General features: G+C 73.8%; 12 protein-coding genes and 1 riboswitch. Of the genes, 8 read left to right on the top strand and 4 right to left on the bottom strand.

From position 1 onward, the window contains the following. Positions 1–32 precede the first annotated feature (32 nt). A riboswitch (cobalamin riboswitch) is annotated at positions 33–221 on the top strand. A 114-nt stretch (positions 222–335) separates the two neighbouring features. Continuing rightward, entirely contained in the window at positions 336–3959 is a 3624-nt protein-coding gene (gene cobN, locus ACZ6R6_RS35480) for a cobaltochelatase subunit CobN (protein ID WP_470100868.1), read from the top strand. 110 nt (positions 3960–4069) lie between these two features. Here cobN and ACZ6R6_RS35475 read toward each other — a convergent pair whose 3' ends face one another. After that, on the bottom strand, positions 4070–4594 hold the full coding sequence (locus tag ACZ6R6_RS35475) for a TetR/AcrR family transcriptional regulator (protein ID WP_470100866.1): 525 nt from the start codon (positions 4592–4594) through the stop codon (positions 4070–4072). A 114-nt stretch (positions 4595–4708) separates the two neighbouring features. On the opposite strand from ACZ6R6_RS35475, the gene ACZ6R6_RS35470 reads away from it, so the two are divergent. From ACZ6R6_RS35470 to ACZ6R6_RS35445, 6 genes are all read left to right on the top strand, one after another. Continuing rightward, a complete protein-coding gene (locus tag ACZ6R6_RS35470) occupies positions 4709–5950 on the top strand; it encodes an FAD-dependent monooxygenase (RefSeq protein ID WP_470100864.1) in 1242 nt (413 codons plus the stop codon). Between the two features lie 571 nt (positions 5951–6521). Beyond that, entirely contained in the window at positions 6522–6806 is a 285-nt protein-coding gene (locus ACZ6R6_RS35465; RefSeq protein WP_470100862.1) for a hypothetical protein, read from the top strand. A gap of 69 nt (positions 6807–6875) precedes the next feature. Beyond that, positions 6876–8417: an ABC transporter substrate-binding protein gene (locus ACZ6R6_RS35460; protein ID WP_470100860.1), complete on the top strand. Its 1542-nt coding sequence runs from the start codon at positions 6876–6878 to the stop codon at positions 8415–8417. A gap of 139 nt (positions 8418–8556) precedes the next feature. Then, positions 8557–9507: an ABC transporter permease gene (locus tag ACZ6R6_RS35455; RefSeq protein WP_470100858.1), complete on the top strand. Its 951-nt coding sequence runs from the start codon at positions 8557–8559 to the stop codon at positions 9505–9507. A gap of 5 nt (positions 9508–9512) precedes the next feature. Continuing rightward, complete coding sequence (locus tag ACZ6R6_RS35450) at positions 9513–10292, top strand: ABC transporter permease (protein ID WP_470100856.1); 780 nt, start codon at positions 9513–9515, stop codon at positions 10290–10292. Further along, entirely contained in the window at positions 10289–11782 is a 1494-nt protein-coding gene (locus tag ACZ6R6_RS35445; RefSeq protein ID WP_470100854.1) for an ABC transporter ATP-binding protein, read from the top strand. The genes ACZ6R6_RS35450 and ACZ6R6_RS35445 overlap by 4 nt, the downstream gene beginning before the upstream one ends. Before the next feature lie 138 nt (positions 11783–11920). On the opposite strand, the gene ACZ6R6_RS35440 is transcribed toward ACZ6R6_RS35445, so the two are convergent. Beyond that, positions 11921–13000 carry a TauD/TfdA family dioxygenase gene (locus tag ACZ6R6_RS35440; RefSeq protein ID WP_470100852.1) on the bottom strand — a complete coding sequence of 360 codons (1080 nt, stop codon included), beginning with the start codon at positions 12998–13000 and terminating at the stop codon, positions 11921–11923. After that, positions 12997–17610, bottom strand: a complete 4614-nt coding sequence (locus ACZ6R6_RS35435) for a non-ribosomal peptide synthetase/MFS transporter (RefSeq protein WP_470100850.1) — start codon at positions 17608–17610, stop codon at positions 12997–12999. Before ACZ6R6_RS35435 ends, ACZ6R6_RS35440 begins: the two co-directional genes overlap by 4 nt. Between ACZ6R6_RS35435 and ACZ6R6_RS35430 the strand changes: the two genes are divergently transcribed. After that, positions 17579–17803: a hypothetical protein gene (locus ACZ6R6_RS35430; RefSeq protein WP_470100848.1), complete on the top strand. Its 225-nt coding sequence runs from the start codon at positions 17579–17581 to the stop codon at positions 17801–17803. The two genes, ACZ6R6_RS35435 and ACZ6R6_RS35430, sit on opposite strands and share 32 nt — an antisense overlap. Positions 17804–18192: 389 nt before the next feature. Here the strand turns inward: ACZ6R6_RS35430 and lysA are convergent, their stop codons facing one another. After that, positions 18193–19473, bottom strand: a complete 1281-nt coding sequence (gene lysA, locus ACZ6R6_RS35425; protein ID WP_470100846.1) for a diaminopimelate decarboxylase — start codon at positions 19471–19473, stop codon at positions 18193–18195. Positions 19474–19490 lie beyond the last annotated feature (17 nt).

Genomic DNA, 19490 nt, shown 5'->3' with positions numbered 1-19490 from the left:
AATGACCACGGAGAGGATGTTAAGCCAGTTTCTTGCAATGAACGGGGCTGCCGTAGTCTGATCGTTGGCGACGGCAAGGGAGGAAGCCGGTGTGAATCCGGCGCGGTCCCGCCACTGTGACCGGGGAGCGAACCCCACTCAGGCCACTGTCCGGAGACGGACGGGAAGGCCGGGGGGAGCGTCGATCCGGGAGCCAGGAGACTCCAGCCGTCGTAGCCGACGACGACCCGGGGCGAGGACCCCGAGGGAGGAAGCCCTGTGCGCTTTTCGCCGTTCCCGGGCCACCCCGTGGCCCCGCCGAGCCGTACCATGCCGCCTCCGCGGGGGTGTGGCGCGTGATCCTCCTGCTCTCGACCTCCGACACCGACCTGCTCAGCGCCCGCGCGAGCGGCGCCGGCTACCGGCTGGGCAACCCCGCCCGGCTCGCCGCGGCGGACCTGCCGCCCCTTCTCGACGGCGCCGACCTGGTGGTGGTCCGGCTGCTCGGCGGCCGCCGCGCCTGGGAGGAGGGCCTGGACGCCCTGCTCGCCGGGCCCCGGCCCGTCGTCGTGCTCGGCGGCGAGCAGGCGCCCGACGCCGAGCTGATGGAGCTGTCCACGGTTCCCGGCGGGGTCTGCGCCGAGGCGCACGCCTACCTCGCCCACGGCGGCCCGGCCAACCTCACCGAGCTCCACCGGTTCCTGTCCGACACCCTGCTGCTGACCGGGCACGGGTTCGCCGCACCCGCCCCCACCCCCGGCTGGGGGGTGCTGGAGCGCGTGGCCCGCCGCGAGGACGGGCCGGTCATCGGCGTGCTCTACTACCGGGCCCACCACGTCGCCGGGAACACCGCGTTCGTGGAGACCCTCTGCTCGGCGGTCGAGGACGCGGGAGGCCGGGCGCTGCCCGTCTACTGCGCCTCGCTGCGCAGCGCGGAGCCCGGCCTGCTGGAGGTCCTGGGCACGGTGGACGCCTTGGTGGTGACCGTGCTCGCGGCCGGCGGCACCCGCCCGGCCACCGCGTCGGCCGGCGGCGACGACGAGGCCTGGGACGTCGGCGCGCTCGCCGGGCTGGACGTGCCGATCCTGCAGGGCCTGTGCCTGACGAGCAGCCGGTCCACCTGGGAGGACAGCGACGACGGCCTGTCCCCGCTCGACGCGGCGACCCAGGTCGCGATCCCCGAGTTCGACGGCCGGATCATCACGGTGCCCTTCTCCTTCAAGGAGATCGACGACGACGGGCTGACCGTCTACGTCGCCGACCCGGAGCGGGCCTCCCGGGTGGCCGGCATCGCGGTACGGCACGCCGCGCTCCGGCACATCCCGGCCGGTCAGCGGCGGATCGTGCTGATGCTGTCGGCCTACCCCACCAAGCACTCCCGGATCGGCAACGCCGTCGGCCTGGACACCCCGGCGAGCCTGGTGCGGCTGCTGGCGGTGATGCGCGAGCGGGGCTACGACATCGGCGCCGAGGGCGAGCTGCCGGGCGTGACCGAGCAGGACGGCGACGCGCTGATCCACGCGCTGATCGCGGCCGGCGGGCAGGACCCCGACTGGCTCACCGAGGAGCGGCTCGCCGGCAACCCGGTGCGCATCGCGGCGGGCCGGTACGCCGAGTGGTACGGCACGCTCCCGGCGGACCTGCGCGCCGGGATGGAGGAGCACTGGGGGCCCGCGCCGGGCGAGCTGTTCGTGGACAGCTCGCACGACCCGGACGGCGAGATCGTGCTGGCCGCGCTGCGCGCCGGGAACGTCGTGGTCATGGTGCAGCCGCCGCGCGGCTTCGGCGAGAACCCCATCGCGATCTACCACGACCCCGACCTGCCGCCCAGCCACCACTACCTGGCGGCCTACCGGTGGCTGGCCGACGGCTTCGGCGCGCACGCCGTGGTGCACGTGGGCAAGCACGGCAACCTGGAGTGGCTGCCCGGCAAGTCGGCCGGGCTGTCGGCCTCCTGCGGCCCCGACGCCGCGCTCGGCGACCTGCCGCTGATCTATCCCTTCCTGGTCAACGACCCCGGCGAGGGCACCCAGGCCAAGCGCCGCGCTCACGCCACCCTGGTCGACCACCTCGTCCCGCCGATGGCCCGCGCCGACACCTACGGTGACATGGCCCGGCTGGAGCAGCTTCTCGACGAGCACGCCTCCATCGCCGCGATGGACCCGGCGAAGCTCCCCGCGATCCGCGCCCAGATCTGGACCCTGATCCAGGCCGCCCGGCTCGACCACGACCTGGGCATCGAGGACCGCCCGCACGACGCCGAGTTCGACGACTTCCTGCTGCACGTCGACGGCTGGCTGTGCGAGGTCAAGGACGTCCAGATCCGCGACGGCCTCCACGTGCTGGGCGCCGCCCCGGAGGGGGGGACCCGCGTCGACCTGGTGCTCGCGATGCTCCGGGCCCGCCAGATGTGGGCGGGCGCGCAGGCCCTGCCCGGGCTCCGCGAGGCGCTGGGCCTGACCGAGGACGGCACGGCCGGCCGGATCGGCACGGACGGAGCCGAGACCCTCGCCCGGGCGCTGGTCGAGGCCATGGAGGAGCGGGCCTGGGACCCGGCCGCCGCCGCCGAGGCGACCGCCGCCGTCCTGGGCACGGCCCCTTCCCCGGCTCAGGCCCCCGCGGCCGACCCCGGGCTGGTGGAGCGGATCCTGCGGTTCGCGGCCGCCGAGGTCGTGCCCCGGCTGGCGCGGACCACCGACGAGATCGACGCGATCCTGCACGCCCTCGACGGCGGCTACGTCCCGGCGGGGCCGAGCGGGTCGCCGCTGCGCGGGCTGATCAACGTGCTCCCCACCGGCCGGAACTTCTACTCGGTCGACCCCAAGGCGGTGCCGAGCAGGCTCGCCTGGGAGACCGGGCAGGCGATGGCCGACTCCCTCCTGGAGCGCTACCGGGCCGACACCGGCGACTGGCCGCGCTCGGTCGGGCTGTCGGTGTGGGGGACCAGCGCCATGCGCACCGCCGGGGACGACGTGGCCGAGGTGCTGGCCCTGCTCGGCGTGCGGCCGGTGTGGGACGAGGCGTCCCGGCGGGTCACCGGGCTGGAGGCGATCCCCGCGGCGGAGCTCGGCCGTCCGCGCGTGGACGTCACGGTCCGGATCAGCGGCTTCTTCCGGGACGCGTTCCCGCACGTGGTGGCCCTGCTGGACGACGCGGTGCGGCTGGCCGCCGGGCTGGAGGAGCCCGCGGAGCTCAACTACGTCCGGGCGCACGTGCTGGCCGACCGGGAGGTCCACGGCGACGAGCGCAGGGCCACCATGCGGATCTTCGGGTCCCGGCCCGGGGCCTACGGCGCGGGGCTGCTGCCGCTCATCGACAGCCGTAACTGGCGCGACGACGCCGATCTGGCCGAGGTCTACGCGGTGTGGGGCGGCTTCGCCTACGGCCGGGGCGTCGACGGGGTGCCGGCCAGGCAGGACATGGAGGCGGCCTACCGGCGGATCGCGGTGGCGGCCAAGAACGTCGACACCCGCGAGCACGACATCGCCGACTCCGACGACTACTTCCAGTATCACGGCGGCATGATCGCCACCGTCCGCGCCCTGACCGGGAAGGCGCCGGCCGCCTACATCGGCGACAGCACCCGCCCGGACGCGGTCCGCACCCGGAGCCTGTCGGAGGAGACCTCCAGGATCTTCCGCGCCCGGGTCGTCAACCCCCGCTGGCTGGCCGCCATGCGCAGGCACGGCTACAAGGGAGCCTTCGAACTCGCCGCCACCGTCGACTACCTGTTCGGCTACGACGCCACCACCGGCGTGGTCGCCGACTGGATGTACGACAAGCTGGCCGCGACCTACGTGCTGGACCAGGAGAACCAGGACTTCCTGGCCACGTCCAACCCGTGGGCGCTGCACGGCATCGCCGAGCGCCTGCTGGAGGCGGCGGAGCGGGACATGTGGGAGCACCCCGACCCCGACGTCCTGCGCGGCCTCCAGGAGGTCTACCTCAAGTCCGAGGGAGATCTGGAGGACGGCGCCTGATCCCGCGGGGGCGGCTCTCCGGCCGCTCCCGCCCGCCGGTGACGCGTCCGGGCCGCTCGCGAGGAGTGGTCCGCGCGGCCGGAGGCCGGCGGCCGTACCCTCCGTGGTTCTCAGATGGCGAGGACGGTCAGCGCGGCCTCCACGGCGGCGGCCTTGACCTCGTCGAACGGAAGGTCGGCGTGTTCCACCACGCAGTCCGACATGCCGCCGAGCGCCACGGTCGCGTGGATCTGCGCGACCGTGGAGGGGGCGGGGCCGAGCAGGAGCGTGGTCAGCCGCTTGCGCCACTCCCACATCCGGTCCATCAGGTTGAGCTCGACCAGCGTGGCGGGCGCGTGCAGGACCACCACGATCACCTCTCGGTGCCGCCAGACGAGGTCGAAGTAGTCTTCGAGCAGCCGCCGCCCGTCTCCGGGCCCGCGCTCGGCCACGAACCTCTCCAGGTCGTCGATGAGCGGCTGGATGATGCTTCTGACCAGGTCTTCCCTTGACTCGAAGTGATAGTAGAGGGCCGGTTTGGTGATGCCGAGCCGGTCGGAGATCTGCTTCAGGCTGGTGTTCTGCACGCCCTGCTCCAGGAAGAGCTCGCGAGCCACCGCCTGGATGCGCGTCTTGGTGTCCGAAGGCCTCGCCATGGGTCCAAGCGTAGCGCTTACCTATCGTTAAGTAAGCCCTTGCGTCCAGCCGCGACCCGTGCTTACCTATCGTTAAGTAAGTAATTTACCTTCCGTTAAGTAAGGGAGTGGCGTATGCGTATCCTCATCTCCGGCGCCAGTGTCGCCGGTCCCGTCCTGGCCTACTGGCTCAACAGCTACGGCTGCGCCGTCACCGTGGTGGAGCGGGCCCCTGCGCTGCGCAAGGCGGGCGGGCACGCGGTCGACCTGTTCCGCCCGGCGATGGACATCATCGACAAGATGGGCCTGATCAAGCCGGTCCAGGCCAGGAGGACCGGCACCGAGTGGCTCTCGTTCCGCGCGGAGAACGGCGACCGCCTGCACGAACTGGAAGTCGGCAAGCTGATGAGCATCGTGTCCGACCGGCACGTCGAGATCATGCGGGACGACCTGGGCGAGATCCTCTACGACGCCACCCGGCACGACGTGGAATACCTCTTCGGCGATTCCATCGCCGCCCTGGCCGAGACCGCCGACGGTGTCGACGTCACCTTCGAGCGGGGGCCCGCCCGCAGGTTCGACCTGGTGATCGGGGCCGACGGACTGCACTCCAACGTCCGGCGCCTGGTCTTCGGCGAGGAGTCGCGCTTCTCCACCTGGATCGGCGCCTACCTGGCGGTCATGTCGATCCCCAACTACCTGGGCCTGCGCGACCGCATGGACGGGATCACGGGCGTGAACAGGATGGTGGGCGTGTACGGCGGAGCGCACATGGACGACGCCCGCGCGGTCTTCATGTTCCGCCCCGACGCCGAGCTCGACTACCACCACCGGGACGTCGACCGGCAGAAGGAGCTGCTGCGCCGGCACTTCTCCGGGCTGGGCTGGGAGGTGCCCCGCCTGCTGGGCGAGGAGCTGGAGCGCGCCTCGACGTTCTACTTCGACTCGATCACCCAACTGCGCATGGACACCTGGTCCCGGGGACGGGTGAGCCTGGTCGGCGACGCCGGCTACTGCCCGGGCCCCGCGGTCGGCGGCAGCGCCAGCCTGGCCGTCGTGGGCGCCTACGTCCTGGCCGGCGAGCTGGCCGAGGCCCGCGGCGACCACACGCGGGCGTTCCCGGCCTACGAGCGGGAGATCGGCGACTACGTACGGCGCAGCCGTACCTTCGCCGTCGGCGCCGCCAAACGGCTCGTCCCCGACACCCGCCTGGGCCTGTGGGGCCTGATCCAGGGGGTGCGACTGGTCAACCGCGTCCCCACGCCGATCGCCCGCACCCTGGCCGGTCTCGGCGGCAGGGGCGTGCGGCTGCACGACGAGATCGAGGTGAAGGACTATCCGCGGGGGTCCGTCGTGAGGACGGACGTCACAGGGTGACCTCCGTCCTCGTGGCGGGCCGGGCGGTGCGGCCGCGGCTCGGCGTCCTCGCGACCACCGCTCTTGGCCGGCGGTCGCAGAACCCGGAACCGGCCCTGGCGGGGGAGCCGGTGGGCGGGGGTGGGCCGCCGAGGCGGAAGGAGACCCGATAGCGGCACTGCGGCCGACCGGAGGGGCGAGCGTTCCAGAGCCTCACGGCGCCGACGCCCAGACCGTGTTCCTCTGCTTCCTCGGGCGCCGCCCCTGACCCTCGCCGGCGGCCGTCCCCTCCTGGCCGGCCAGCCATGCTCCTCTGAGGGGCGTCTTGCGTTAAAAGTGAAAATCATTATCATTCTCCTATGCCTGATACGGTGGTTTAGGAGGCGTGTTGTGGCATCTTCTGGTGGTCGAGAGCCGGGTGGGGACGGCGAGCGCCCCCCTCAGGCCACGGGTTCACCGTGCTGAAGGCCGGGGCGGGATCCCCCGATCCGGGCGACGGCCCGGCGCGGATCGCCGCGGTCCGCGCCGCGGGCGGACCGGACGGCCCGCTGCGGCTCTCCGGCCGTCCCGGCCCCGGCGTCCGGCGGATGCGGTGAGGACCTTCCCCTCCTTCCCGCTGCCCGAGCGGCTCCTGCTGATCAACCAGATGGGTGTCAACACCGGCTCCTACCTGCTGGTGCCCTACCTCGCCGGATATCTCGAGGGCGACCTGGGACTGCCGGCCACGGTCGTGGGAGTGGCGCTGGGCGTGCGCAACCTCAGCCGACAGGGCCTGTTCCTGATCGGCGGGACGGCCTCCGACAGGCTCGGCCGGCCGCTCTGCGCCGCGCTCGGAGCGGGATCGGCGATCGCGGTGCGGCGCACCGTTTCCGGCTGATCCGTCTGGCGATCGGCTCCATGCCGTGGCACGGCCGCGGCACTCACCCCGTGAAAGGACCCTCCTCCCATGCACTCCCTGAACCGCCGTGCCTTCCTGGGCGCCACCGCCGGCCTGTCGGCCGCCCTGCTCACCGGGTGCGGCACCGGCGCCCCGGCCGGGACCGCCGCGACGGGCGGACCGCGCAGGGGAGGGCGGCTGCGCGTCGCGTTCGCCGGCGGCGGGGCCCAGGAGACCCTGGACCCGCACCTGTCCAACCTGTACGTCGAGGCGTCGCGGTCGAAGGCGCTGTTCGACAAACTCGCCGACTACGGCCCCGACCTGTCCGTCCGGCCCCGTCTCGCCGAACGCTGGGAGCCCGGCGCCGGCCTCACCAGGTGGCGGGTCACCCTGCGCCCGGCGCGCTTCCACGACGGCAGGCCCGTCCGGGCCGACGACGTCCTCTACAGCTACGCCCGGATCGGCGACCCAGCCCGCGCCTTCCGCGCCAAGGCCACCCTGGCGGTGGTCGACCTGGCCAACAGCAGGGCGATCGACGAGCGCACCGTGGAGTTCGCCCTCAGGCAGCCGTTCGCCGAGTTCCCCAACGTGCTGGCCGCCTTCGGGGTGTTCATCGTCCCGGAGGGGGCCGAGGACTTCACCAGGCCGATCGGCTCCGGCCCGTTCACCTTCGGCTCCTTCGAGCCGGGCCGCTCCCTGCTGCTCAGGCGCAACGCCGACTACTGGGAGGGCGCGCCCCACGTCGACGAGCTGCACTACCTCATCGCCAACGAGGAGTCGGCCCGCGTCAACGCGCTGCTCGGCGGGCAGGCCGACTACGCCCACGACATCACCGCGGCCACCGCCCGGACCTACGGGGGCGGAGACCGGCTGGCCGTCACGCGTCTCACCAACAGCGGCATGCAGGCCTTCGCGATGAAGCTGGACCGCCCGCCCTTCGACGACCGCGACCTGCGCGAGGCCATGTTCCTGCTGGCCGACCGAGAGCAGCTCGTCGAGACCGTGCTGGCCGGCGCCGGGCAGACCGGCAACGACCTGTTCGGCAAGGGCTACCAGTACTACGCCGAGGAGATACCGCAGCGCGCCCGCGACCTGGACAGGGCGGCGTGGCTGATCGAGAAGGCCGGGGCGAGGGGACTGCCGGTGCGGCTCGACACCTCCGCGGCGGCCAGCGGCTTCGTGGAGTCGGCGAGCGTCTTCGCCGACCAGATGCGGCAGGCCGGGCTCGACGTCAGGGTCGCCGTGGGCGACAAGGACACCTACTGGAAGGACGTCCTCGACAAGGGCAGCCTGTGCTGCTTCCGCTCCGGCGCGATGCCCATCGAGTCCCACTTCGCGCAGCGCCTGCTCACCACCTCCACCACCAACGTCACCAAGTGGAGGCGTCCGGAGTTCGACGCGCTCTACGCCAAGGCCGTCTCGCTCGCCGACGAGAAGGCGCGCCGCGGCGTCTACGCCGAGATGCAGCGCATGCAGCACGCCGAGGGGGGCTACCTCGTCTGGGGCTTCGCCGACTGGCTCGTCGCGACCACGCCCGGGGTGGGCGGCGTCGTCGACGCCCCGGCCAACACCCTGGACTGGGCCCGCTTCGACAAGGTGTGGCTGACGTGAGCGAGCGGCACCGTGGCGAGTACGGCGGCCCGCGAGCGCGGCCGGGACGGCAGAGTCCGGGTGTGAGTCCTGGGCGGCGGCGTCCGCCGGTGGGGCTTGGGCGGCGGAGCCCGCGCGCGGGATCGAAGGGGGAGCGCCGGTGAGCCTGCCCCGCTACGCCCTGCGGCGCCTGCTGCTCGGCCTGGCGCAGATCGTGGCGGTCACGGCGCTGGTGTTCCTCCTCACCGAGGCGCTGCCCGGGGACGCCGCAGTGGTGCTGGCCGGCGACGTGCCCGATCCGGCGCGGATCGAGCTGATCCGCCAGGAGCTGGGGCTCGACCGGCCCGCGCCGCTGCGCTACGCCGACTGGCTGCTCGGCCTGCTCCACGGCGACCTCGGGACGTCGCTGGCGGCCGGACGCCCGGTCGCCGGGTTCCTCGCCGAGGCCGGCGGGCCGACCGTCCAGCTCGCCGGGGTCACCCTGCTGCTCCTGGTCCCGCTGGCCGTGGCCGCCGGAGCCGCCGCCGCGGTCCGGGAGGGCAGGCTGCTCGACCGGGCGCTCACCGCGGCCGGCGTCGGCCTGTACTCGGTGCCGGAGTTCGCCCTCGCCGTCGTGCTGGTCGCGCTGTTCGCGCTCCGGCTCGGCTGGTTCCCGCCCACCGCGGTGGGCGTCGGCCCGGACCTGCTCGCCCAGCCGGCCGTGCTGGCACTGCCCCTGCTCGTCCTGCTCGCCCGGCCGATCTGCTCGGTCGGCAGACTGGTCCGGGCCGGGATGATCGACGCCCTGCGCTCCGGCTACGTCGGCCACGCCCGCAGGCTCGGGCTCTCCGTCCACCGGGTGAGGCTGGCGCACGCCCTGCCCAACGCGGTGGCGCCGGCCGTACAGCAACTCGCCCGGACCACGGACTGGCTGCTGGGCGGCGTGATCACCGTCGAGGCCGTGTTCGTCATCCCCGGCCTCGGCACCGCCCTGGTGAGCGCGGTCTCTGCGCGGGACATCCCGGTGATCCAGGGACTCGCCCTGGTCTTCGCGGCCACCACGGTGACCGTGAACCTCCTGGCCGACGTCGCCGCCTTCCGCCTCGCCCCGCGCGCCGGAGGTGTGGCGTGAGGGCGGTGCCGAGATGGGGGCTGGGCGCCGCCCTGCTGGCCGTGCCGCTGGTCATGGCCGTCGCCGGCCCGTCGCTGGTGGGAGAGCCGGGCCCGCGCGGCGTCCCGTTCGGCTCCGGCCCTCCGCTGGGGACGGACTTCGTCGGGCGGGACGTGGGGGAGCAGGTGCTCACCGGTGGCCGCACGGTCGTGGTGGTCGCCTCGGCCGCCACCGCGCTGGCCTATCTCGCCGGCACGCCGCTGGGCGTGCTGGCCGCGATGACCCGGCGCCGGTGGCTCGACGAGCTGCTGATGCGGCCCCTGGACCTGGTGCTGGCGGTCCCCTCGCTGCTGCTGCTCATCCTGCTGGCCGCCACCGCCCCGCCCGGGCCGCTCACCCTGACCGTGATCGTCGCGGTGATCAGCGTGCCGGAGGTGGCCCGGATCTCCCGCGCGGCGGCCCTGGAGCTCGCCGCCGGACCGGTCATGGAGGCGATGCGGCTGCAGGGCGAGAGCTGGTGGCGTCGGGCGGCCGGATACGTCGGCCGGTCGACGCTCCACACGCTCCTGGCCGACCTGGGCGTCCGCGTCGTCGGCGCGCTCTACCTGGTCGCGACGGCGAGCTTCCTGGGTGTCGGCGTCCCCCCGGACGCCAGTGACTGGGCGGTGATGGTCGACCGCAACCGGACCGGCATGTTCCTCCAGCCGTGGGCGGTGCTCGCCCCGGCGCTGCTCGTCGTCACGCTGTCCGTCGGGCTGAACCTGCTCTTCGACGGGGTACGCGGGCGCGGAGAGGAGGCCCCGTGATCCGCGTCACGGAGCTGCGCGCCGAGGCGGCCGGCGGCACGCTGGTCGACGGGGTCTCCTTCGAGCTCGCCGCCGGCCGGGTGCTCGCCCTGGTCGGGGCCTCGGGCAGCGGCAAGACCACGATCGGGCGGGCGCTGCTGGGCGAGCACGCGCCCGGCGTGCTCCTGTCCGGGACGGTCGAGGTGACCGGCACGGTGGGCTACCTGCCGCAGCACCCCGCGTCGGTGCTCAATCCGGTCCGCCGGACCGGCGCGGTGCTGCGCGAGATCGCCCGGCGGCACGGGCCGGCCGGAGACGCGGCGGAACGGATCTCCGCGGTGCTCCGCCGCACCGGGCTGCCCACGGGCGAGGACCTGCTGCGCCGCTACCCCCACCAGCTCTCCGGGGGCCAGCAGCAGCGTCTGGTGCTGGCCCAGGCGCTCCTCACGGCCCCGTCGGTGATCGTGGCGGACGAGCCCACCACCGGCCAGGACGCCGTCACCAAGCGGGAGGTCGTCGCCGAGCTGAGGGGGCTGGCGCGTCAGGGCCTCGCCGTGGTCCTGCTCAGCCACGACCTGGACGTGGTGCGCGCGCTCGCCGACCACGTCACCGTCCTGCGCGGCGGCCGGGTGGTGGACGGCGGCCCGGCCGGGGACGTGCTCACCCGGCCCCGGCACGGCTACACCCGGCGGCTGCTGGCCGCCGAGCTCCCGCTGAGCCCGCCTGCCGGCCCGCCCCTCCCGGCGGGGCAGGCACGGCTCGGAACGGACGGTCTGACGGCCGGACACCGCTCGGTCCCGGTGCTCGCCGACGTGTCGCTGCGGGTGGCCGCCGGACGGTGCCTGGCACTGGTCGGACGCTCGGGGAGCGGGAAGACCACCCTCGCCCGCTGCCTGGCCGGGCTGCACGAGCCCGCACGCGGGACCGTGCTGCTCGACGGGCGACCGCTGGCACGGTCACTGTCACGCCGCGGCCGGGAGGACGTGGCCCGCGTGCAGTATGTCTTCCAGGACGCGCACGCCTCCTTCGACCCGGGCCGGTCGGTGGCCGCCCAGGTGAGCCGGACCGCCGTACGGCTGCGCGGTCTGAGCCCCGGCCGGGCGCGGGAGGCGGCGCTGGACATGCTCGCACGGGTCGGGCTCGGCCCGGCCCAGGCGGCCCGCCGGCCCGCCGGGCTGTCCGGCGGGGAGCTCCAGCGCGCGGCGCTCGCCCGCGCGCTGCTCGCCTCGCCCGACGTCCTCATCTGCGACGAGATCACCTCCGGCCTGGACATGGTCACCCAGGCCGGTGTTCTCGACCTGCTCGACGGACTGCGCCGCACCCGCGGCCTGACCCTCGTGCTGATCAGCCACGACATGGGCGTCGTCGCGCGGCTGGCGGACCAGGTCGTGATCCTCTCGGAGGGCGGGATCGCGGAGGAGGGCACCGTCGCGCACGTTCTCGGCCGGCCCCGGCACCCGCTGACCCGTGACCTGCTGGCCCCGCTCCTCCACCAGGAGAGCCGGTCATGAGCCCGCCCGGTCGGTCCGGCCCGGCCCGGAGCCGGCGCGTCCCACCCGGCTCGGTCATGAGCCCGGTCCGTCCGCCCAGCCCGGCCGGTCCGCCCGGTCCGTCCGCCCAGCCCGGCCGGACCGGCCCGCACGGTCCGGTCAGGAGCGGCGGCCGAACCAGCGCCGGGCCTTGCCGGGCTTGGCGGCCGCCCCGGCCTCCGCTCCGGCCGCGGCCCTGGCGTAGCCGGCCTGCGGCTGGACGGTCGGGGCGCAGTCGTCCAGGGCGACCGGGTCGCCCATGGTGACCACGATCTTGCGGGGGCCCTTGAAGGACTCGTGGGCGTGCGCGGCGAGGATGTTGTCGACGATCAGGAGATCGCCCGGCCGCCACGTCTCCCTGACCGTCGCCTGGCGGTAGGCCGCGTCGATGGTCTCCACATCCTCTCTGGAGATCGGCTCGCCGTCGCCGTAGGCGGTGTTGAAGGGCAGGTTGCCGTGTCCCAGATCCTCCAGGAACACCTCGCGGACCTCCGGGTCGAGCGCCCACTCGTTCCAGAAGACCGTGTGGTTGAACCAGACCTCCTCGCCGGTCCCGGGGTGGCGGATGGTCGCCGAACGGCGCTGCACGGTGCGGAGCCGGTCCTCGCCCACCCACTCGTGGGCGATGTGGTTGGCCGCGCAGTAGGCGGCGACCTCGTCCCGGTCCTCGGTGCCGAAGGCGGTGCGCCAGCCCAGGCTGATGTGGTCGCCGTAGTTGCGCACCAGGGACCAGCCGTGCGCGCGGAAGCGGTCGGCGAGCGGCCGCGGGATGCCCCTGAGCACCTTGCGCACGTCGGTCACCGGGGTCGCGCCCCCCTCGTCGGGGGCGACCAGGCAGCCGAACATCAGCAGCCCGGGGAAGTTGAGCGCGTAGCTGTTCTCGTTGTGCGGGCGGATCGCCTGGGACGGCGGCAGGTCGGTGGAGGAGTAGACGTCCTTGCCGAAGTGGCTGCGCGGGGTGGCCTTCTCGACGTATCCGGCGAGCTTGGAGACCAGGGCGTCGCGCACCTCGGCGAAGTCCTCCACGCTCTTGACCGGCAGTCCCCGCAGGTAGAGGGCGCCGTGCTCGTCCAGTCCCGCGCGGATGGCCGCACGGCTGCCGCGCAGCCACTCGCAGGTCTCGCCCAGGTCCGAGCCGTGGGCGTCGGCCGCGGCGGGGCGGCCGTCCCTGACCTCCCAGGCGATGGTGGTGGTGTTCACGATGCGTGGGTCCTTTCCAGCTCTTCGATGCCGATGAGGTCGTCGGGCTTGGCGTCGGGCACCTCGTCGTCGAAGCGCGCGAGGGCCGCGATCCGGGTGCCGGCGAGCACCAGCAGGGTGATGCCGAGGCCGCACAGCAGGTAGAGCAGCCCGATCCCGCGTCCGGGCCCGGTGCCGATGAGCGCGCCGACGGTGCTCGCGAGCGGGCCGTCGGCGGCCATCAGCGGGTCGAGGAGCGGGCCGGCGAACGGGGCGATGACGCCGAAGCCGATCGGCACGGTGGCCGCGGCGATCATGGTGTTGACCGCGATGATGCGGCCCTGGAAGCGGTGCGGCACCTTCACCTGGATGATCGTCATGATCGTGCCGTTGATCAGCGCCAGCGCGAAGGACATGCCGAAGGCGCCGGCGCCGATCAGCCAGAGGCTGGGCCGCAGCCCGGTCAGCACGCCGGCGACCGCCAGCAGCATCGTCGCGGCGACCGCGCCGCGCAGCCGGCGGTGGGTCGGGCCGCCCCACAGGCTCATGACGACGCCGCCGGTGACCGCGCCCGCGCCGGCCGCGACCGCCACCGCGCCGGCCGCCTGGAGCGTGGCGAAGGACAGCACGAGCGGCGAGACCATGACGAACATGGGCGCGAGGAAGAGGTTCACGCCGGCGAAGAAGAACAGCATGGCGCGGAAGCCCCGGTGCCCCAGCGAGAACCGGAAACCGCCCGCGATCTCGGCGGAGATCGGCTCGCGGCGGCGCAGCCCCAGCGTGGTGGGGAACTTCACGAGCAGGACCACGACGACGGCGAAGGCGTAGGCCGCCACCTGGATGGTCAGGATGCCCTCCAGCCCGATCGCGGCCAGCAGCCCGACCGCGATGAGCGGGACCAGGAACTGGGCGGTGCCGATCGCCAGCTGCACGATGCCGTTGGCGTGCCCGAGATAGCGCTTGGGCACCAGCTGCGGGATCGACGCCTGGTAGGCGAGCCGCTGGAAGGTCACCGAGACCGAGACGAGGGCTATCAGCGCGTACAGCGGGGCGACCGTGAGCCGGTCGGTCAGCAGCAGGGCGAGCATCACCGCCTGCGAGAGGCCCGACACCAGGTCACCGGCGATCATCACCCGCCGCCGGTCGTAGCGGTCGACCACCGCGCCCGCCAGCGGGGCCACGACGATCCCCGGCACCAGGGCGAGCAGCGCGATGAGCCCGAAGTGGGCCAGCGACCCGGTGACCGTGTAGATCCAGATCGGCACCGCGAACTCGGTGAGGGCCGATCCGGTGAGCGAGACCAGCTGTCCCAGCGCGACGGGCAGGAACCGCCGCATGCTCGGCTCGCGCTCCTCCCGTACGGCCCGCCGCTCCACGGTGTCCTGCAGCCACCAGGTGCCGCCCGCCTCGCGCGAGTGCGCCTCCCGCCAGGCCGCGTCGGCGGTGTGGACGCCGGTGAGGATCTGGGCGAGCTCGTCGGCGCGGTACTTGGGGAAGAAGTGCCCGGCCTCGTCGATGACGACCAGCGACGAGGAGTCCGACAGCACGCACCATTCCTTGAAGCGCTCCTGGTAGAACTCGGTGCTCGGGTCGCGCTCGCCGACCACCGAGACGATCGGCGCCCTCAGCCGGGGCTGTTCGGTGCTCAGCAGCCTGGTGAAGTGCTCCTCGGCCATCCGGCCGTCCTCGCGCATCAGCTCGACGGTGAAGGCGACCTGTTCCTCGTCGAGGCCCGACATGTCGCCGCCGAGCGCGCGCAGCTCCGCCGCGACCGTGCGGGTACCGTGCAGGCGGTCGTTGACCAGCCTGCTGAGCGAGCCCAGGAAGCGGCCCCTGGGCCGGGCGAAGGGGAAGATGCCGCCCAGGTAGAGGGCGTCCAGCTCGCGCCCCGACGCCTCGATGCGCTGGGCCAGCTCCACGGCCAGCGCGCTGCCCGGGGCGCAGTGCCCGTAGACCACGATCGGACCCTGGACGTGCTCGGCGATCTCCTCGACGCAGCGTCTGGCCACCTCCTCGTAGGACAGCTGCCCCTCCTCGCCCGGCTCGCGCCCGGGGGCGGCGACCGCGTAGAGGGAGTAGCCGGCGGGCATCGCGTCGGCGAGCGTCTGGTAGACGACCGCGTTGGCGCCGCCGTACGGCACGCAGATGACGGAGCCGGCGCGCTCCCGCGGATCGATGGGGCGGGTCAGCTCGGCCAGTATCCGGCGCGGCGCGGCCGTCTCCCCCCGCCGCTCGGTGACGAGCCCGGCCAGCTCGGCGACCGTGGGGTGCTTGAACATCTCCAGCACGCCGATCGGCGGCCTGCTGTCCGGGAAGGACTTGCGCATCCGCGCCACGACCTGGGTGGCGAGCAGCGAATGGCCGCCGAGGTCGAAGAAGTTGTCGCCGGTGCCGACCGTCTCCAGGTCGAGGACGGCCGCCCAGATGGCGGCGATGGCCTCCTCGGTCGGGTCGGCCGGGGCGGTGTGGCCGGGCCGCTGGTCCAGGCGCTCGGGCTCGGGGTCCGGCAGCGCCCTGCGGTCCACCTTCCCGTGGGCCTGGAGGGGGAAGCGGTCGAGCCAGCCGAACCGGCCCGGGACCATGTATTCGGGGAGCCGTTCGAGCAGGTGCGCCCGGAGCTCGGCCACCGGGGCCTCCACCGCGCCCGGCTCCTTCTCCAGCCACGCGAGGAGGCGGTCGCCGCGCAGGTCCACCACGCCCTGGACGACTCCGGGGAGCGTGCCGAGCGCGGCCTCGACCTCGCCGAGCTCCACCCGGTAGCCGCGGATCTTCACCTGGTGGTCGGTGCGGCCGAGGAATTCCAGGCGCCCGTCGTCGAGCCTGCGGACCAGGTCGCCGGTGCGGTACATGCGTGATCCGGGCTCGCCGTACGGGTCGGCGACGAAGCGCTCGGCGGTCAGGGCCGGACGGCCGAGGTAGCCCCGGGCCAGGGTGTCGCCGCCGATGTAGAGCTCGCCCGCGACGCCCGGCGGGACCAGGCGCAGCGTCCGGTCCAGCACGTAGACGCGGGCGTCGGGGAGCGGGCGGCCGATGGGCCAGGCCGTGCCGGCCGCGGGCGCCCCGGGGTCCACCCGCTCGGTGGTCACCGCGACGACCGTCTCGGTGGGGCCGTAGCTGTTGAAGATCGCACAGCCCGCGCGGGCGGCCAGCTCGCGGACCCAGGCGGTCGGCGACGCCTCGCCCGCCAGGATCAGCGCGCGGCGCGGCAGCAGCCGTCCGGGCTCCACCTCCGCGCCCAGCGCGGCCAGGTGGGAGGGCGTCATCTTCAGATAGTCGAGGTCCCGCACGGCCTCGGCCAGCTCCGGCCCGGAGCCGCGGCGGGGGAGCTGGTGGAGGGTGCCGCCGCCGGTGAGCGGCAGGTAGAACATCAGCATGCTGAAGTCGAAGGCGAGTGACTGGAGCAGGCCGAAGGCGGCGCCGGGCACGATGTCGTAGTCCTCGCGGATGTACTCCAGGTAGGACACGATGTGCCGGTGCTGGACGCCGACGCCCTTGGGCCGCCCCGTGGTGCCGGAGGTGTAGATCACGTAGGCGAGGTCGTCGGGGCCCGCGAGCGGTTCCAGCGGTCCGTCGTCGCCCTCGCCGGCCAGCCGGTCCAGCTCGACGACGGAGCCGGTGAACCCGGCCGCCCGCTCGCGCAGCGCCGAATCGGTGACCAGCGCGACGGCCGACGAGTCGGCCAGCAGGAACTCCAGCCGCTCGCGCGGCTGCTCGGGGTCGAGCGGCAGGTAGGCGCCGCCCGCCTTGAGCACCCCGAGGATCGCGACGGCGGCGTCCACGGCCCCGTCCAGGCAGATCGCGACGCGGGCGTCGGGCCCCACCCCACCGCTCCGCAGGTGCCTGGCCAGCCGGTTGGCCCGGCGGTGCAGCTCGGCGAAGGTGAGTGAGCGCTCCCCGGCGACGAGGGCGGGCGCGTCGGGGGTCCGCGCCGCCTGGGCCTCGGCCATCTCGCCGAGCGTGCGGTGCGCGGGCCGCCAGGTGCGGGTGCCCGCCCAGTCGCCGAGCAGCGTCCCGCGTTCCTGCTCGTCGAGCAGCGACACCTCCGACAGGCGGTGGCCGTGGCCGGTGACGGCCTCCTTGAGGAAGCGGCGCATCGAGCGCTCGATCCGCTCGACGGTGGCCGGCTCGAACAGGTCGCTGCGGTAGGTGAACAGGCCGTTCAGGCCGTCGTCGGTCTCGGTGACGTAGAGGGCCAGGTCGAACTGGGTGATCGCGAGCGGCGGGTCGAACGGGACGACGTCCAGCCCGGCGACGGTCCTGTCCCGGCTCACCTGGCCGGTGAGCGTGAAGGTCGCCTGGAAGATCGCCGAGCGGCTGGGGTCCCGCTCCACGCGCAGGTCGTTGACGAGCTGGTGGAAGGGGTAGTCCTGGTGCGCGAGCGCGCCGAGCACCGTCTCCCTGGTACGGAGCAGGCGCTCGGCGACGGTGGGGTCGTCGCCGGTGCGGCTGCGCAGGGTCACCATGTTGACGAAGGAGCCGACCACCTCCTCCAGCTCGCGGTAGGGCCGTCCGGCCACCGGCGAGCCCACCGCGAAGTCGTCCTGGTCCGCGTGCCGGGCGAGCACCGCCTGGTAGGCCGCGAGCAGGGTCATGTAGAGCGTGGCGCCGTGCGAGCGGCCCAGCTCGCGCACGGCCTCGCTCAGCTTCGACTTCGGCGGGGCCGCGCCGCCCCCCGGCCCGCCGCACCGCTACGTCTTCGCCGTCCACGCCCTCGGTGTCGAGAGCATCGAGGTCACCCCCGACCAGACGGCCGCCGTCTTCGGCGGGACGGTCAACCACCACGCCCTGGCCCGTGCGGTGCTCGTCGCCGAGTACGGCGTGTGACCTGGCAGGACGTGCGGCCTGGTACGGCGTGTGATCTTGTGTGGCGCGTTATCCGGTGGGTTATGCGACCTTGTGCGGCGCGTGATTCCGTGGGACGTGCGATCTTGTACGGCGTGCGCCCCTGTGCGGCGCGTGATCCCGCGCGGCGTGTGTCCTGGTGGGGCGGCGCGATCCGCCTCACCGGAGTCTGAGGGCGAAAACGGCCATCGGCCAGGTGTTTTCGGTCCGACCATTTCCGGTCCGGACGTTCCGGCCCATTATTTCTGGTCCGGTTATTTCTGGTCCGGCCGGTTTCGGTCCGGCCATTACGGGGCCGGGCCGGCCCTCCGGAGCCGGTCCGGCCCCGCGCCCCGCGGCGGCCGGGCGCGGGGCGGGGGTCGGGACGCCGCTCAGACGTAGAGGCGGAGCAGGTCCTCCTCGGTCTCCCGGCGCACGATCACCCGGGCCGCCCCCTCGCGGACGGCGACCACCGGGGGACGTGTCACGTGGTTGTAGTTGCTGGCCATCGACCGCTGGTAGGCCCCCGAGGCGGGGACCGCCAGCAGGTCGCCGGGCCGTACGTCGGCGGGCAGCGGCAGGTCGCGGACGAGCACGTCGCCGCTCTCGCAGTGCCGGCCGACCACGGTGACCTCGCGGAGCGGGGCGTCGGAGGCGCGGGAGGCCAGGAGCGCGGTGTAGGCGGCGCCGTACATGGCGGGGCGGGGGTTGTCGCTCATCCCGCCGTCCACGCTGACGTAGGTGTTGACGCCGGGGATCTCCTTGACCGTGCCCACCTCGTAGAGGGCGACGGCGGTGGGCCCGGCGATCGAGCGGCCCGGCTCCACGGCGAGCCGCAGGTGGTCCGGGACGGACTCGCGCAGGGCCGCGACCACCTCGGCCGGGCGCGGCGGCACCGGGTCGCCGGGCCGGTAGACGATGCCCAGGCCGCCGCCGAGGTCGAGCTTGGGGATCGTCACGCCGTGCTCGCGCTCGGCGGTCAGCAGGAAATCGGCCATCCGGCGGGCGGCCAGGGTGAAGCCGCCCAGATCGGTGATCTGCGAGCCGATGTGGGAGTGCAGCCCGGTCAGCTCCAGTGAGGGGGCGGCCAGCACCCGGCGGACCGCCTCGGCCGCCAGGCCCGCGCTGAGCGAGAACCCGAACTTCGAGTCGTCGCCCCCGGTGGCGATGAACTCGTGGGTGTGGGCCTCCACCCCGGGGGTGACCCGGATCATCACGCGCTGCCGGACCCCCGCCTCGCCGGCCAGCGCGGCCAGGCGCTCGATCTCGGCGAAGGAGTCCACGACCACGCAGCCGACGCCCCAGGCGACGGCGCGGCGCAGTTCGGCGACCGACTTGTTGTTGCCGTGGAAGACCACCCGCGAGGGGTCCATGCCGCCGGCCACCGCCACGGCCAGCTCGCCCCCGGTGCACACGTCGAGGCAGAGCCCGGCCGCGTCCAGCCAGCGCACCACCTCGGGGCAGAGGAACGCCTTGCCGCCGTAGTGCACCTCGCCGTCGGGCAGCGCGTCCCGCCACTCCGCGCAGCGGCCCTGGAACTCCTCCTCGTCGAGGACGTAGGCGGGCGTGCCGAATTCGGCGGCGAGCTCCCGCACGCCGATCCCGCCGATGCGCAGTTCCCCGCCGGTCCATGCCGCGGTGCGCGGCCAGCCGTTCTCGATGACCAAGCTCATGCGGTCGAAGGTAGAGC

This window comes from Streptosporangium sp. NPDC048886 (assembly GCF_055586905.1).
This window is presented reverse-complemented; position numbering and strand designations above follow the sequence as displayed.